13 protein-coding genes are annotated in these 15,410 nt (G+C 40.0%); 1 reads left to right on the top strand and 12 read right to left on the bottom strand.

The genetic code is table 11. From position 1 onward, the window contains the following. Positions 1-44: 44 nt before the first annotated feature. The 9 genes from L4C39_RS09980 to rffA form a co-directional block, all read right to left on the bottom strand. A complete protein-coding gene (locus tag L4C39_RS09980; RefSeq protein WP_429745631.1) occupies positions 45-698 on the bottom strand; it encodes an acetyltransferase in 654 nt (217 codons plus the stop codon). Then, complete coding sequence (gene neuB / locus L4C39_RS09975; RefSeq protein WP_429745629.1) at positions 691-1,764, bottom strand: N-acetylneuraminate synthase; 1,074 nt, start codon at positions 1,762-1,764, stop codon at positions 691-693. The genes L4C39_RS09980 and neuB overlap by 8 nt, the downstream gene beginning before the upstream one ends. Positions 1,765-1,771: 7 nt before the next feature. Continuing rightward, positions 1,772-2,956, bottom strand: a complete 1,185-nt coding sequence (gene neuC, locus L4C39_RS09970) for a UDP-N-acetylglucosamine 2-epimerase (protein WP_429745627.1) — start codon at positions 2,954-2,956, stop codon at positions 1,772-1,774. Between the two features lie 35 nt (positions 2,957-2,991). Beyond that, a complete protein-coding gene (locus tag L4C39_RS09965; RefSeq protein WP_171756868.1) occupies positions 2,992-4,137 on the bottom strand; it encodes a LegC family aminotransferase in 1,146 nt (381 codons plus the stop codon). A 61-nt stretch (positions 4,138-4,198) separates the two neighbouring features. Then, the gene (locus L4C39_RS09960; protein ID WP_171756869.1) at positions 4,199-5,389 is read right to left on the bottom strand and encodes a UDP-N-acetylglucosamine 4,6-dehydratase; all 1,191 of its coding nucleotides are present in this window, start codon (positions 5,387-5,389) and stop codon (positions 4,199-4,201) included. A gap of 174 nt (positions 5,390-5,563) precedes the next feature. Further along, on the bottom strand, positions 5,564-7,537 hold the full coding sequence (locus L4C39_RS09955) for an acyltransferase family protein (RefSeq protein WP_429745625.1): 1,974 nt from the start codon (positions 7,535-7,537) through the stop codon (positions 5,564-5,566). Positions 7,538-7,625: 88 nt separating this feature from the next. Continuing rightward, positions 7,626-9,587, bottom strand: a complete 1,962-nt coding sequence (locus tag L4C39_RS09950; protein ID WP_429745623.1) for an acyltransferase family protein — start codon at positions 9,585-9,587, stop codon at positions 7,626-7,628. Between the two features lie 101 nt (positions 9,588-9,688). Further along, the gene (locus L4C39_RS09945; RefSeq protein WP_429745621.1) at positions 9,689-10,810 is read right to left on the bottom strand and encodes a hypothetical protein; all 1,122 of its coding nucleotides are present in this window, start codon (positions 10,808-10,810) and stop codon (positions 9,689-9,691) included. Continuing rightward, on the bottom strand, positions 10,810-11,943 hold the full coding sequence (gene rffA / locus L4C39_RS09940; RefSeq protein ID WP_429745619.1) for a dTDP-4-amino-4,6-dideoxygalactose transaminase: 1,134 nt from the start codon (positions 11,941-11,943) through the stop codon (positions 10,810-10,812). Before rffA ends, L4C39_RS09945 begins: the two co-directional genes overlap by 1 nt. A gap of 129 nt (positions 11,944-12,072) precedes the next feature. Between rffA and L4C39_RS09935 the strand changes: the two genes are divergently transcribed. Then, positions 12,073-12,759 carry a GNAT family N-acetyltransferase gene (locus L4C39_RS09935; protein ID WP_429745617.1) on the top strand — a complete coding sequence of 229 codons (687 nt, stop codon included), beginning with the start codon at positions 12,073-12,075 and terminating at the stop codon, positions 12,757-12,759. 19 nt (positions 12,760-12,778) lie between these two features. Here L4C39_RS09935 and rfbA read toward each other — a convergent pair whose 3' ends face one another. The 3 genes from rfbA to L4C39_RS09920 form a co-directional block, all read right to left on the bottom strand. Then, the gene (gene rfbA / locus L4C39_RS09930; RefSeq protein ID WP_429745615.1) at positions 12,779-13,645 is read right to left on the bottom strand and encodes a glucose-1-phosphate thymidylyltransferase RfbA; all 867 of its coding nucleotides are present in this window, start codon (positions 13,643-13,645) and stop codon (positions 12,779-12,781) included. A gap of 2 nt (positions 13,646-13,647) precedes the next feature. Next, positions 13,648-14,712: a dTDP-glucose 4,6-dehydratase gene (gene rfbB, locus L4C39_RS09925; protein WP_429745613.1), complete on the bottom strand. Its 1,065-nt coding sequence runs from the start codon at positions 14,710-14,712 to the stop codon at positions 13,648-13,650. A gap of 92 nt (positions 14,713-14,804) precedes the next feature. Further along, positions 14,805-15,407, bottom strand: coding sequence for a YrbL family protein (locus tag L4C39_RS09920; RefSeq protein ID WP_171756944.1), 603 nt, complete (start codon positions 15,405-15,407; stop codon positions 14,805-14,807). Positions 15,408-15,410 lie beyond the last annotated feature (3 nt).

Genomic DNA, 15,410 nt, shown 5'->3' with positions numbered 1-15,410 from the left:
TTTTATATTAACTTTTAAATGACAACACACTTTACACAAACCGATCACTTTGACGCCTTTATTATCGATCGACTTGGATAACAAATCTGCTGAGAGGCGATATTTTTTGTCACTATAGCACCAGCACCAGCAATTGAACCTTGCTCTAGCTTAATGTTCTGAATAACGGTAGAACCAGCTCCAACGTATACATCATCTTGAGTTGTCACTTGTCCACATAACGTCGCCCTTGGCGCAATGTGATTATAACGACCAATATGACAATCATGCTCAATAATGACACCACTATTAATCACGCTATGAGCACCAACAAATGCGCCGACTTGGACGATGGCCCCCGCAAATACTTGCACACCAGGTTCAATGACGGCAAATGACGAAACTTGTGCACTCTTTGCAATCACCGTCTCGAACTGGTAGCCATGGGAGAGGTAATACTCATTAAGTTTACGCTTTAAGTGTGACTTTGGCAGCATACCAATGCCATTAACTAACACGACGTCATCAGGTAAAAACTGCAATACGTCATCATCTTGCTTCAAGTGCTGGATACCGTTAAACACACTGCGTTGGCTGATATCATCGGGGCAAACAATGGCTAATATTTTCCGCTTTTGAGAGCGTAAAATATCCACTAACACGCTAGCATGGCCGCCGCCACCAATGACGACAATAGGCTTAAGAGACGAGTTACTCAAAAATCAAATCCCCTGCTTGATAATATTGACTTGCTGGCTGATTTAATAATGTCCAATAGTGGTATGGTGACATGCCTGAGCCTGGACGCTTAATCGTGAGGTTGTCTTCTGTAATAAGCTCACCTTGTTGAATGGCTTTCGCTGCCACTAAACTTTTACGCGCCACCGCTTTATTTTTCACTTCGGAGACCGTTGGGCTTTTTACGCCAACACCTAATGCCACTTCGACTTGACGAATGGCTGTCACCATAGCCGTAAGCTCAGCAGGTTCTAGTGAGGCTTTATGATCGGGCCCTTCCATATTTTTATCTAGCGTAAAGTGCTTCTCAATTAAGACAGCACCACGAGCCACTGCCGCTATTGGGATAGTAATCCCTTCACTATGATCGGAATAACCTGCTGGCAATTCAAATGCACGGCCTAATGTATCCATCGCTTTAAGGTTAATTTCAGCCATAGGCGCTGGATATTCTGTCGTACAGTGCAATATCGTCACTTTTTTCTTCAGAGCTTTTTGACCTTGCTCAGATGCATAAGCTTGTTGAAATGCTAATTCCGTTGGCTCCACGTTTTTATCAGCGGTATAACCGAAGGCGATCACCCCTAAAACGGCTTCAACTTCCGATAGCGTCGCCATTCCGGTCGACACAATCAAATCACAACCTGTACGTGCATGTTCTAGTACCAATGGGGCATTTGTGATCTCACCTGAAGGAATTTTAAGGCGTGTTAACCCTAAATCATTCACTAAAAAATCTAGGCTTTCTGAATCAAATGCGGTTGAGAGAAACTCAATACCTAACGATTCACAATGCTTAACTAACTGATGGTGTACATCATAAGAAAGCTCTAATCGGCTTAACATCGCTAATTGTGATTCTTGCTTTTGAGTATTCGTCACTTGGTATTCTGCTTGAACCGCTTCTTCTGTTACTAAGTTTTTTGCTTTAAAGGTTTGGAATTTAACAATGTCAGCGCCTGCGTGATAAGCCGCATCGACAAGTTGAAAGGCGAGATTTTCATCACCATTATGGTTAACGCCTGCTTCTGCAATAATTAAGGTCATGACTCTCTCACTCTACATCGTTAAAAGTTATATCGTAAAACGCTTTACTTGGGGTGAATTGCAACGATTTGATCATTTCAATGACTTGACCGCTGGTATCACCCTGACCATATGGATTGTGAATATGTTCATCACCATCCTTGTAAGCACGAGAAATCGCGTTCTGAATGGCTTCTGATATTGATGACTGCTCTGCTTCCACATTCAAAACACTCTTAGCGGCTAAGCGTCCTTTTTGTCTCGAACCTATATTGACCGTTGGAACATCAAACGCTGGAACTTCAATAATGCCACTTGATGAATTACCAATAACAGCAGTAGCGTGCATAACGGAACTCAGGTAACGAACCTGCCCTAAAGAAGGGATAGCGAACACTCGTTCTGGGTTATTACGTGCGTATTCTTCAAGGATTGGAATAATACGTCGCCCACCATCATCCGCATTAGGATAGGTTAAAATAACTTGATGATCGGGGTACTCATCCAACGCATTGAGTAAAGCTTGGAAACTCTCTTCTGGCGCTTCATTACCTAGTGTTACAGGATGGTAAGTGACCAAAAAGAAAGGCTTATCGAGAGTGAAATCCAATGACTTGGATAGCTCAGGGACCGACATAAATGTTGCACGCTTAAGGTGATCTAACCCAATAGCTCCAACATTTTGTACTCGATTCGGATCTTCACCAAGCTGTATCACACGTTGGCGATACTCTTCCGTTGATGTGCCATGCAGGTAGCTAAGCTTAGTGATGGCATGACGAATCGAATCATCATATGCGCCTTCGGTGATCTCACCACCATGCAAATGAACGATGGGTATACGCATGATCATGGCTGTTTGCGCGGCAGCTAACGCTTCAAAGCGGTCGCCCAAAATGACCAACACATCCGGTTTCAAACGTGCTAAAGCATCTGAAAAGCCTAATACCCCAAGCCCCATACTTTTAGCCGTACCTACAGCAGAGTCTGATGAAAGAAGGATCTCAATCTTTTCATCAATCACAAAACCATCCGCTTCTATTTGCTGATACGTTTCGCCAAACTCTGGAGATAAATGCATGCCTGAAACCAAAAGTTGCAACTGAAGGTCTGGAGCATTCTGAATGTCTTTTAAAAGCCAAAAGAGCAGACCGTACTCTGCTCTTGTGCCTGTAAAAACGGCTATTTTCTTATTCATGACTTGCTTGCTCATAATAAACCGACTATCTCTTGTTATCTTTTTTACAACTACAGAGCTATAGGTGTGCTCGGCAAATTAATCAAATGCGCTTCAATCTGCTCTGACTGGGTTAAATCACCACGAGGCGCATCTTTAAACATAGGCAAACGATGCATCAACTGCCAAATAGGCCGAGTCATAACACCTGATTCGTTTGTTTGCTTTAACATGTCATCACGAGCTTGTACTGATGGACAAATCACCGCATTTAACCAGTAGTTAGATTGAGCATATTCAGGTTCAACCACAAATTGGAAATCACTCTCAGCAAAAAACGCTTGATAACGACCCGCCAACACTCGCTTCTGTGCTAGATATGGCTCTAGCACTTCCATTTGAGCGCAACCCAAAGCTGCGTTTAAGTTTGGCATGCGATAGTTAAATCCCGCTTCATCATGATAAAACTCATAAGGATGCGGCACTTTTGCCGTTGTCGTGACGTGCTTGGTTCGAGCGCCAAGCTCTACTGTTTTGCATAGCACCATGCCGCCTCCACCAGTGGTAATAATTTTATTACCATTAAAACTGACCGCTCCAAAATCGCCCAAAGTACCTGTATGCTTACCTTTATAAAAAGAACCTAAACTTTCAGCAGCGTCTTCAACTAAAACAATATTCCACTTCTGACAAACGGCAATCAATTCATCTAACTCAACAGGGTGGCCGAAAGTATGCATGGGTACAACCGCACGGATTGGGCGCTTAGTTTGTTTATGAATACAGCCAGTGTCTGTAACTTGTGCATGTTGCGTTAAGTATTCATCCATGGCTTTAGGACAAAGCCCTAAACTCACTGGTGACACATCAACAAAGATCGGTTCAGCACCCATATGGTGTAAGGCATTACACGTCGCGACAAACGTCAGAGCTTGAGTAATAACGAAATCACCAGTTTGAATACCTGCCATGTAAAGCGCGGCATGAAGTGCAGCTGTCCCATTAACTGTCGCCACCGCTTTTTTTGTACCCGTATAAGCTTCTATTTTCTGCTCAAACTCATCGACAAATTTGCCGACACTCGATACAAAAGTGCTTTGGATGGTTTCTAAAACATACTTCTGCTCATTGCCGTCAAACGTTGGGGCATGCAGTGGAATGAAGTCATTGGTTTGATAAATATCTCGTACAAACTCAACTAGTGGTGTCTTGTTCATTACTCAACTCTCTACGTTATTTGAAGCTTATCGATTAACACACTAAATTCGGCACTCTAGATTACATCTTACTATCAAGGTATTTGCCTGTCTCTTTGTGCCCGAAATCAGGGATCATGGTAAAGAATAATTTCACAATTTCTTCTTTGGTCCACTGACGTTCTGACTTCATTTGACCAATTTTTTGTTCAAATAATTCAAGAAGTTCTTGCTGATAAAGCGGATCATTTTTGATGATACCTAGATTATCAAAGCGACCCATATCTAGTGTTTCTTTATCAGTAAAAAACTCTTCAAAGTCTTTCTCACCCGTTGTATCACTAGAAGTAAACAAACATGGCCACTTCCCTTGTGCAGGTAATGTTTTAGCGAGTTCACGCGCCTCATCTTCACTCTCACACAAGTGTGGTTCATAACCAATTTGTTTCAAGTACTTAACGGCAATGTCTGCAAATGAAATTAGGTGTAGCGCTTCACTCAGTTTAGGGAAGAAGATGTCGCGGTTTTCGCCAAAGATACAAGACATCAAACAAAGCTCACCGGATTCTTGAGGGGTAACGAAATAGCGTTTGATATCGTTTGGCGCCACAATCGGCTGATTCTTTTGAATGCGTTGATTAAAGCCATGCAGAAGAGAGCCATCAGAAAAGGCGACATTCGCAAAGCGGGCGGTTGAGATAGCCATCTGCTCACTCTTCCGCATTAGGAACATTTCCATAATACGTTTAGACGCGCCCATCATGTTGACAGGGTTAGCCGCTTTATCTGTCGACACACAGAAGTATTTCTTAGCTCCCGCATCAATCGATTGTTGAATAGTTTTATCGGTATTAAACACATTCACATCAATCATACGCATTAAAGTAAACGGATCTTTTTCACTGCGAACATGTTTAAGAGCAGATAAGTTCAATACGTAGTCGTACTGCCCATCGGCTTTGATGAATGCGTCATACTCGATAGAACCAATATCTAATGCAAAGGTTTGAAAATCACCATTAATGTAGCCAAATGAGCTGCGAATATCACGAACCAACTCCACCATATTGTTTTCACTGATATCAACAACATGAAGCTTCTGAGGATGACGTTTGAAGATCTCTTTGGTCACAGCCTGACCTATAGATCCCGCGCCACCTAGAACTAGAAAGCGAGATTCAGACACAATTCGCGACAGCTCAGCTTCATGGCTAGAGATATCTTGAGTAAAAAGGGCATCGGTGCGGCCGATAAGAGAGAGAGTTGAATTCATATGATGGCTACTTTTGTTAGTAATAGTAGGATTTTAAACCAAGGTTACGAATGGCGAAAGCTAAGTCCCAGCTAAAAGTGATTTCAGCTGGGACTAAATTACTCTATGTTCGAAGCGTTTCGCCACTTCACCGCTATTAACCCAGTAATATAGGTTAACCCTTGTGATAAATGCTTAATTTAATGGATTACTGTCACGCTGTAGATACTTTTGTCCAAGAGCTTTTGAACCGACATAATTTAAGTGTCCATTATCTTTGTAGTACGTTAACCCTTCTTTTGCGACGTAACATTGTTGTGAGTCACAAAGCAATTCTCGTGTATTGATAAAAAGGACTTGTGGATAGAGTGGCTTCACTTTCGCAAAGAATTCCGTTTCAAACTGCTGAAAGTCTTCAATAACCGCTCGGTCTTCACTACTTGAACAAAGCGTTGAGCCTTCAAAGCGTGATTTCAAAATTTCACATTTTGACTTATCGACAGGAAAATACGGCACATCCTCAACAATGATTAACCTCTTGTCCTGACTTAAAATATAGTCAATAGTGCTAATCATGCTAGATTTAAAGTTTTCTAAGGATTGCTCATAAGAAGGCGTATCCCCCTCTCTCATAAACCACGAATCATAAAATTCATCCACATATTTTGAATAACGAGCAGTCAGGACAACGGTGTCACCTTTGAAGTTCTCTATCATCTCTTGCGTTTGTTTGTTTTTTGCGGAGTACGATGTGAAACCTTCTCGCTTCGTATCATAACGTTCGACATCCACTAAGAAAGGTGTCCCGCCGTTATATACAAGCGTCCCTTGCTTTTCTGCATCATTGGCTAATGAATTAAAAAAGCCTTCCATAGATTGCGCGTGTGAGTCTCCCACCAATAAAAAATCTGATTCTATATAATCGGTCGAAAATTTGTTCTTATATTCAGGCCCACAGTATGCCGCAGTACAATCATTGTAATTAGTTGAAATAAAAACAGATAAGCGATCGTTGCCTTCACCTGAGAACCGCTCAGGAAAGCCATCATGCTCTTTAGTTATTAAAACGGTTGAGAGCAATAAGGCAAACGGAACCCCAAGAAATAAGGCAAAGGTTTTACGTGGTGAAAATACATACTTGAATCTAAAAGCTTGCTCAACAAAATGATAACTCAGAACCGACATGACAAAGGTAAGCGTCAATATCGCAGCTTTAATTGGTAGAGTTTTCTCAATTGAAAGGTAGTTACAAAAAACATTGATCGGCCAATGCCACAGATACAATGAATAGGAAATCAAGCCGATATAAGCGATAACCTTATTAGACATCAATTTATTGATAATCCCTTGATTGTCTTTATCTTTACCCGTAATTAACAAAATCACAGTCGCAAGGCATACAACCGCAGCGTTGATCCCAGGAAAGACACTCCCCTCTCTTAAAACAAAAGCCATCGCGACAATGCTAACCAATGCAATTATTGATAATAAATGATTCAACTTAGCGTTAATAACGGGGATGCGATGAAGAGTTAATGCTAGCCAAGCACCCATAAGCAGTTCGTATGAACGAGCAGGTAATAGGTAGTAAGCACTGTTTGGGCTATAACGAGCAAGGTATTCTGACAGTCCTAGAAATACAACGACCAGCAGTAGCACAAAAGATGAAAGGCGCTGTTTTTTAAACACTTTAAACAGCAACAGAAGAAGAGTTGGCCAAATGATGTAAAACTGCTCTTCAACCGATAGCGACCAAGTATGGATGAGAGGAACAAGCTGACTTCTTGCCCCCCAATACCCTGACGTTATATTGCTGAAATAAAAGTTACTTACAGAAAGGAAAGCCGTCCCGGCTCCATTTACTGTACGATAAAAATCTTCAGGTAAAAGAAAGAACCAACAAGTCGTGAGGGTAAAAGCAAGCACGACTAGCAGTACCGGAATTAGCCGTCTAACACGACGAAGGTAGAACTTCTTGTAGGAGAACTCTCCTGCGACAAGGTCTTTGTACAGTATCGAAGTAATTAAGAATCCAGACAGGACAAAGAATACATCGACACCGACATACCCACCAGAAACCGACGTAAACCCTGTATGAAAAAGAATGACGATAACAACAGCTAAGGCCCTTAAGCCACTGATATCATCTCTGTATCCACTTGCAATCATTAATCACTCATAAAATAAAAAATAAAGAGTGACGATTATACAGACAAAAAAACACTTCAAAAGTACTAACCCAAGTTTATAAGGTTAATTATAGATGTGGCTTCAACTGATTTCGCATGTCAGGGATTAACATTGAAGCTCCAAATTCACTCAAATGGTCATCATCAAAATAAACTGGCCGGCCATCGATATCTCCATAACAATAGTTATCATCACAAAAGTGCTTAGCTACCGAAATATAATTCACATGACACTGTTCTCGCAGGTTTGTGACTACGCTTTCTAATATCAAGTTTCGATCTTGGTATTCTTTTAATGAAATTTTAACTCGAAAGTTATCATTCCCTTTCATAATTTCTCTGGCCATCACCTTAGGCACATGTAGCTTGAGCTCTGGCGTTTGCTCCAGTAAAAATACTGGATTATTTTCAGAAAACTTACAGACAGTTTGAGTGAATGCTTCATTCATAGCGGAAATGTACGCCTCATTTCGAACGGTGTAATTTTCTGTACTTGGAATGAATTCAGTAACAATATCTCTTTCATGTTGTAATTCAACTTCATTTGGCCCTAACAAGGTATAGAGATAACGATTATCAATAATGACGGGTACGCTTGGATATTTTTTCATCTCGCTAATTGCGTAAGAGATAAACTCACCACAAGAATTATCCACCAAACCATGATTTAAGGTGTTAAATATATTCTCAATGGTTCTGCAACCGCTCATTGTCCAATCTAACACACTCATGCCATTTGGAAGTGATGCCTCGACACTACGAACAATACTTTGTGCATGGCTATCGCCAATCACGATAGCACCTAATTCACCATTCCCATAAACACACTCAGGAACCTTGCCTGCACCAACATGGCACTCTTTTCGTCTTGGATTTTTATTGTTCCTTTCTCCAACAACATCAATCACACGTTGTGAATAATGCCATTCGGCACCATTTGTTTTGTATATTACTCGCCCACCTATACCTACAATTAATAAGAATAGAAGAGGAACCAGATGCCAAACTTTATTTTTCCTATACTCACTTACATTAAACCTGTTTCTATTAAATTTAATACTTTCAATATATGCATAACTACCCCAACCAATTAAGATTGAGAGTATAATCCCCAAATAATTATAAAGGCTGCTTAGAGCGTAGTAATTAATAAGTACAACAATAGGCCAATGCCAAAGATAAATAGAGTATGACCAAGCCCCTATCTTTTGAAAAAAGTAATTACCTGTAATGGTACTTTTTCCTCGATGCGATACTATGATAAGTACCGCTCCTAATACAGGTACAAGAGCCCAATAACCTGGCCAAGGCTGTTTCTCTGAGAGGAAAAAATAAGACCCTAAGATCATGAAGACGCCGAGACCTTCGAGGAATCTTTTATTATTATCCTTCAGTGTAATTGGATATAAGAAAACCACACCTCCAATCAACATTTGCCACATTCTTGTTGGAAGCAAGTAATAAGCTGATTCAGTCCATCTGTAAGTCACTATCACACTCACAATAAACCCAATAGCAGTACAAACTAAAACAGCTTTCTTCATTGCTTTAACTGATAAGACACGCTTCAAAGCAACCAATATTAATGGATAAATTAAATAGAACTGCCACTCAACGGACAGTGACCAAGTATGCAGTAGCCATTTATCATGTGATGCGGCGTCAAAATATCCAGATTCCCTCAGATACGTAATATTGGAGAAAAATAACATACTGCTGGTTACATGCTTCCCTAATACCTTATAGTCTGATGGTATTAATATAAACCAACCCAAAAACATGATCGCAATACATAGAAATGCTAATGCTGGAACTATTCGATTAAGCCTTGAACGATAAAATTTAAGTATTGAAAACTTACTTAATTCGAAGCCGTTGAATATAATCCCCGTCATTAAAAAACCTGAAATAACAAAGAAGATATCAACACCAGCAAACCCTCCTGAGAGGTTCTTTGGCATAAAGTGGAAAAGCACCACCCCCATAACAGCAATAGCCCTCAAGCCATTTATATCTTCCCTAAATTTCAAAGTCACACCCTATTTATAAAAACGAAAGTCGCGCCTGCACGACAAATTATTGGTAATGTATCCCGTTAACTACATTCACCTTTACGAAAAACATTCAACTATTAAAGATATATTTGTTTTAATATTTTGATTGATCGATTTTCTTCCGCTATAGTTTTTTCAGCATTCAAGCGAATATTAATTTTCGAATTAAGTATTCCTGAAACTAACTCATCAGACGAATGAAAACTGATGACATCTAAACCTAATGCGTCTTCGAATCCAAATTCATTTTCTGAACCAGCAGGGACACAAAGAATACCTTTACCTAACTTAAGGTAAGAACGGACGGTACTTGCTCCACCTCGACGCTGCAAGACAATATGTGAACATGAAGAGATCAATGCTGTATATGCCACTGGAGATAACGCTGTGACATATGAAATATCAATTGTTTGCCGCTTCACATGACGTAGCCATGTAATGTATAGGTCGAGGAGTATTCTCTGTTTTCTATGCTTCTTATGCCACATCAGAAGTATTTTATAGCTTTCTCCTGCCTTATATTGGCAAAGTGAAAGCAAAATTGATTTAATTTCGCTTAAATCAAATGATTTTTGTTTTGTTCCAATAAGTATTTTTTGCTCTTTTCCTACCGACTTATCACCTTTCAATATCGCTTCATTAAGAGGGGCTATGATATTACAGGCTAAAGTATCGAAGATCACACCAGCATCAATGAACTTCACATCATCTCGCTTCAAAATCTCTCTTACTTTAGTAATAAACGTCCCAGAATGACCGATAAACAAACGCAATTTATTAATTGCATCTACTTCCTGCTGAGTAATGTTTGGTGAAACACTAACCTTAAGTTCACCGTATTTCTGATAGCTTTGATTCCAACGATCTACTTCATCATCGGTAACAAAAATATGCACTTTATCAACCATATTGCTATCTAGCTCAAGTACATTATTAATATATTGGCTATTTTGAGCATTGACCGACATAAAAGTTATTGTTTTAGCCTCAATGAGTGCGGCTATATTTTGCTCGTTGACGGTGTCGTATGTAACACCATCAACCTTCATCATCATGTCTACATCCGTTTTGCTTGCGCCAAAAACGAGTACCGCCATTTTATTTGGATCGACACCAGCTTTGTTGATGAGAGCGTCAGCATTTAAGTAAAAAAAGTTATCTTTGGCTGCAATAACAAATACATGTTTAAGTTGAAACATTAAGACTCCAAGCTTTTATAGATAGCTGCAACAATTTCATCTCTTTCTATTGAGCCTAAACCGTAATACATTGGTAACCGAACCAATTTTTCACTTTCTTTTGTTGTAAATATATCCTCCCCAAAAAAGACACCAAAGTCTTGCCCTGCTGGAGATGAATGCAAAGGAATGTAATGAAACGGCGTCAAAATATTTTGATTTTTCATCTCCTTTATAAACGCAGTTCGAGATTTAAAGTCTTTAAGCTTGAGGTAGAACATATGTGCGTTGTGCGTCAGACCCTCAGGAATAATGGGCAACGCTACTTTGCCGCTATCGGCCAATGGTTTCAGAGCCTTGTAATAAAAATGCCAGTCATCCAATCTCTTGTCGTTAATTTTCTCAGCCTCAAGCAATTGCCCCCAAAGGTAAGCTGATTGAATCTCACTTGGTAATAAGCTACTTCCTATATCAACCCAAGTGTATTTGTCTACCATACCTCTGAAAAATTGGCTTCTATTCGTACCTTTTTCTCGCATAATTTCGGCGCGTGAGACGAGAGATTTATCATTAACAAGTAGCAAGCCACCTTCACCACCACTGGTGTAGTTTTTTGTTTCATGAAAACTAAACGCCGCCATATGACCAATAGATCCTAAAGCTTTGTCTTTATACTTTGACATCACGCCTTGTGCTGCATCTTCTATTACATAAAGAGAATACTTACTAGCAATCGCCATTATCGTATCCATCTCACATGCAACGCCCGCATAATGAACTGGCACAATGGCTTTGGTACGAGAGGTGATCGCGTCCTCTATCAAATTCTCATCAATATTCATCGTGTCTGGGCGAATATCAACAAAAACAATCTTAGCGCCTCTTAGCACAAAAGCATTTGCCGTACTAACAAAGGTATAGCTTGGCATGATGATTTCATCGCCAGGCTGCGTATCGATAAGAAGTGCTGCTAACTCTAAAGCATGCGTACATGAAGGTGTCAGCAGTGTCTTTAAACTGCCTGTTGTATCCTCAAACCATTTTTCACATCGCTTAGAAAAATCGCCATCTCCAGCTAACTTACCACTATTTACCGCTTGCTGGATAAAATCAACCTCTAGTCCGGTCACTGGGGCTTTATTGAAAGGTATCATACTGTTAACTCGCTACTAAGATAAAATGGACTGGCTAAGAATATAAATTTAAGCCTTCATCATATACGTCTATGATAACATCTTCATTGTCTTTAACGTTACCACCACATTGCAGGAAACTATCTCCAAATGAAAAAAAGTATACTGACATATGTCCCTCGTTCGTGGGATTCTTCTTTTTTTAACCGCTGCATTGGCGATGTTACTTGGGAAAAAAGTTGTATTCATTGCGATAATAGCTCTAATTTTGATGTTATCACGACACGTATCGCCAGTGATGATCTAAACAAAAAACAGCAACTCCAGCAGGATGGGTTTGTTTATTGTGAGGGGGATATAGGTTTCGTTAAACAGGTTGGCACACAACACGGTTTGCCACTAGATATAGCGACTTCGACAGACCTACCACAATTGCTATCTATGGCAGACAACATCTATCATCATAGCCGATTTATTGAACCTTGGTTTAGTCAAGAAGAGAGAAACCAGTTCTATTTGGAGTGGCTAAGAAAAGCAGTTCTTGGACAATTTGATGACGCGTGCCTGCTTATTAAAGATACCAAAGGCAATATTATGGGCTATGTTACGGTAAAAATTCAGTTAGATAGCTGTACGATTGGGTTAATCGGTGTATCAAAAGATTTTAGAGGCACAGGGGTAGGTTCAAAACTACTCACAATTGTTGAAGATTACGCAAGCCAACATAATGCTTCATCTATAAATGTAGCAACTCAAACGAGTAACATTCCTGCTATGAACTTATATATTCGCAATGGTTATTCCGTTACACACTCCAATATTTGGCTCTACAAATAGAGCCAAATACTGTTTGTTCTTATTCGTTAAGTAATGCTAGCAAGTACTGCCCATAATCATTTTTCTGTAATGCTTTTCCAGCGACCATCACTTGCTCACTAGTTAACCAACCATTCCTGTAGGCAATTTCTTCCAAGCAAGCAACTTTTAGCCCTTGTACATTCTCAATGGTTTGAACAAAAGAGGAGGCTTCTTGTAAGCTTTCATGAGTTCCCGTATCTAGCCAAGCAAAACCGCGACCTAGCAATTGGACATTCAACTTCCCTAAATCTAGGTACATTTGATTTAAAGTGGATATCTCTAATTCACCTCGCGCTGAAGGTTTTACTTTTTTCGCTAACTCAACAACTTGATTATCATAAAAATACAATCCCGTGACTGCATAGTCTGATTTAGGAATAACAGGTTTCTCTTCGATCGATAACGCTTGCATTTGTGAATCAAATTCTACAACACCAAACCGCTCGGGATCTTTCACCTTATAACCAAAGACAGTCGCCCCTGTTTCTCGTGATGCCGCTCGTTGCAAAATAGGTGTAAAACCTTGACCATAAAAAACATTATCACCAAGAACTAAGCAAACTGAGTCATCGCCGATAAAGTCTTCGCCTATGATAAAAGCTTGAGCTAAACCATCAGGGCTTGGTTGAACGGCATACTCAAGTTCAATGCCAAAGTCGCTCCCATCACCTAAAAGCCTTTTAAATCCATCCTGATCTTCAGGAGTGGTGATCACGAGAATCTCTCGAATTCCAGCCAGCATTAATACTGACAACGGGTAATAGATCATAGGCTTATCATAAACAGGCAATAGCTGCTTAGAGACGCCACGAGTCAAAGGGTAAAGCCGCGTACCAGATCCACCCGCTAGAATTATTCCTTTCATCTTTACAGCCCTCCCCCTAAACGCTCTAAGCTATAAGAGCCATCAAGCACTCGGCTCCACCACTCTTTATTTGATAAATACCACTCAACGGTTTTACGAATTCCGGATTCAAAAGTCTCTTGCGGAGTCCAATTCAACTCACTCGCAATTTTTGTAGCATCAATTGCGTAGCGAACATCATGACCAGGGCGGTCTGTTACATAGGTAATTAAATCTTGATAATGCGCTACACCTTGTGGCTTATTAGGTCGCAACTCTTCTAGAAGCGAACAAATAGTTTGAACGACTTTTATGTTCGCTTTTTCGTTATGACCACCAATATTGTAGGTTTCACCAACCTCTCCTTCTGTCACCACTTTATATAGCGCACGAGCATGATCTTCGACATATAACCAATCTCGAATTTGCATTCCGTTGCCATATACAGGAAGTGGCTTTCCCTCAAGAGCATTTAAGATCATTAGAGGAATCAGCTTTTCTGGAAAGTGATAAGGTCCATAGTTATTTGAACAATTAGTCACAAGAGTGGGGAAACCATAAGTCCGCTGCCAAGCTCGAACTAAATGATCGCTGGAAGCTTTTGATGCAGAATAAGGGCTACTTGGAGCATATGATGTGTTTTCTGTAAATAGATCATCCGTGCCTTCTAGGTCACCATAGACTTCATCTGTTGAGATGTGGTGGAATTTAAAAGCTGACTTGCGGGTATCATTAAGCTGTAACCAATAGCGGCGAGCAGCTTCAAGTAAGGTATACGTGCCTAAAATATTCGTTTCAATAAAGGCTGCTGGTCCATCAATTGAGCGATCAACATGCGATTCTGCGGCAAGGTGCATTACCAGATCTGGTTGATGTTGACTAAAAACTTGATCAAGAGATTCTCTGTCACATATATCAACCTGCTCAAATGAATAACGAGGATTATCCATAATATCGGCAAGGGAATCTAAATTACCAGCGTAGGTAAGCTTATCTAGATTCACCACGGTATCACTCGTTGCATTAATTATATGGCGCACAACGGCTGAACCTATAAAGCCGGCACCTCCGGTAACTAAAATCTTCATGTCAAACCTTATAGTTTTTTTGATTATCGAATAAGTGGATCGTCACCTTGATGATGGAAATCATCAGATCTCTAATTTATGAGCGGTGATGCTTAAGTTTCAATATATCGAGTATAAAAATCTTTTTGGTATGTCTTCACCGACGGGTTTAGCAATTTACTCATAAACTGCTCCCATTTTCTTTCTATTTTCCTTCGGCCTAGCCACGGAATATAGTTTGATAAAGGAATGAATTCTGCAGCACCAAAACCATCTATCATATAAATTCTTAGCTCATCGTTCTTTTGCCTGACAAGCAGGTTACTCATAACCAAATCACTAGGGATAATATGGTTTTCTATTAAGTAATCTCTGAATATCGCTAACTGCTCATAAAATGCATCCATTTCTGCATAAGTTCTTTCTTCAACAATATAGAAGTGCAATGTTTTAGAGATAGATCCAGAGTCATCGAGTATCACCTCTTGCTCCACACCTATTAGATCAGCTTGTTCTATAACCTGATACATTTTCGGGATATGTGTAAAAGGGCATGATTTTTTATTCAATAAACTAAAATATTTGATCTCTTTCAAAGATTGCTTTGCGTTGCTCTTACGGCTCACTTTTATACAACGGGATTTATCCTCAGGATCCTGATAACAAGTTCGTTCTCTACCCTTTCCAATGACTTCCCATTGGGTAAAATCACGCATTCA

The sequence above is a fragment of the Vibrio clamense genome (genome assembly GCF_050337905.1).
GTDB classification, from domain to species: domain Bacteria; phylum Pseudomonadota; class Gammaproteobacteria; order Enterobacterales; family Vibrionaceae; genus Vibrio; species Vibrio cortegadensis.
This window is presented reverse-complemented; position numbering and strand designations above follow the sequence as displayed.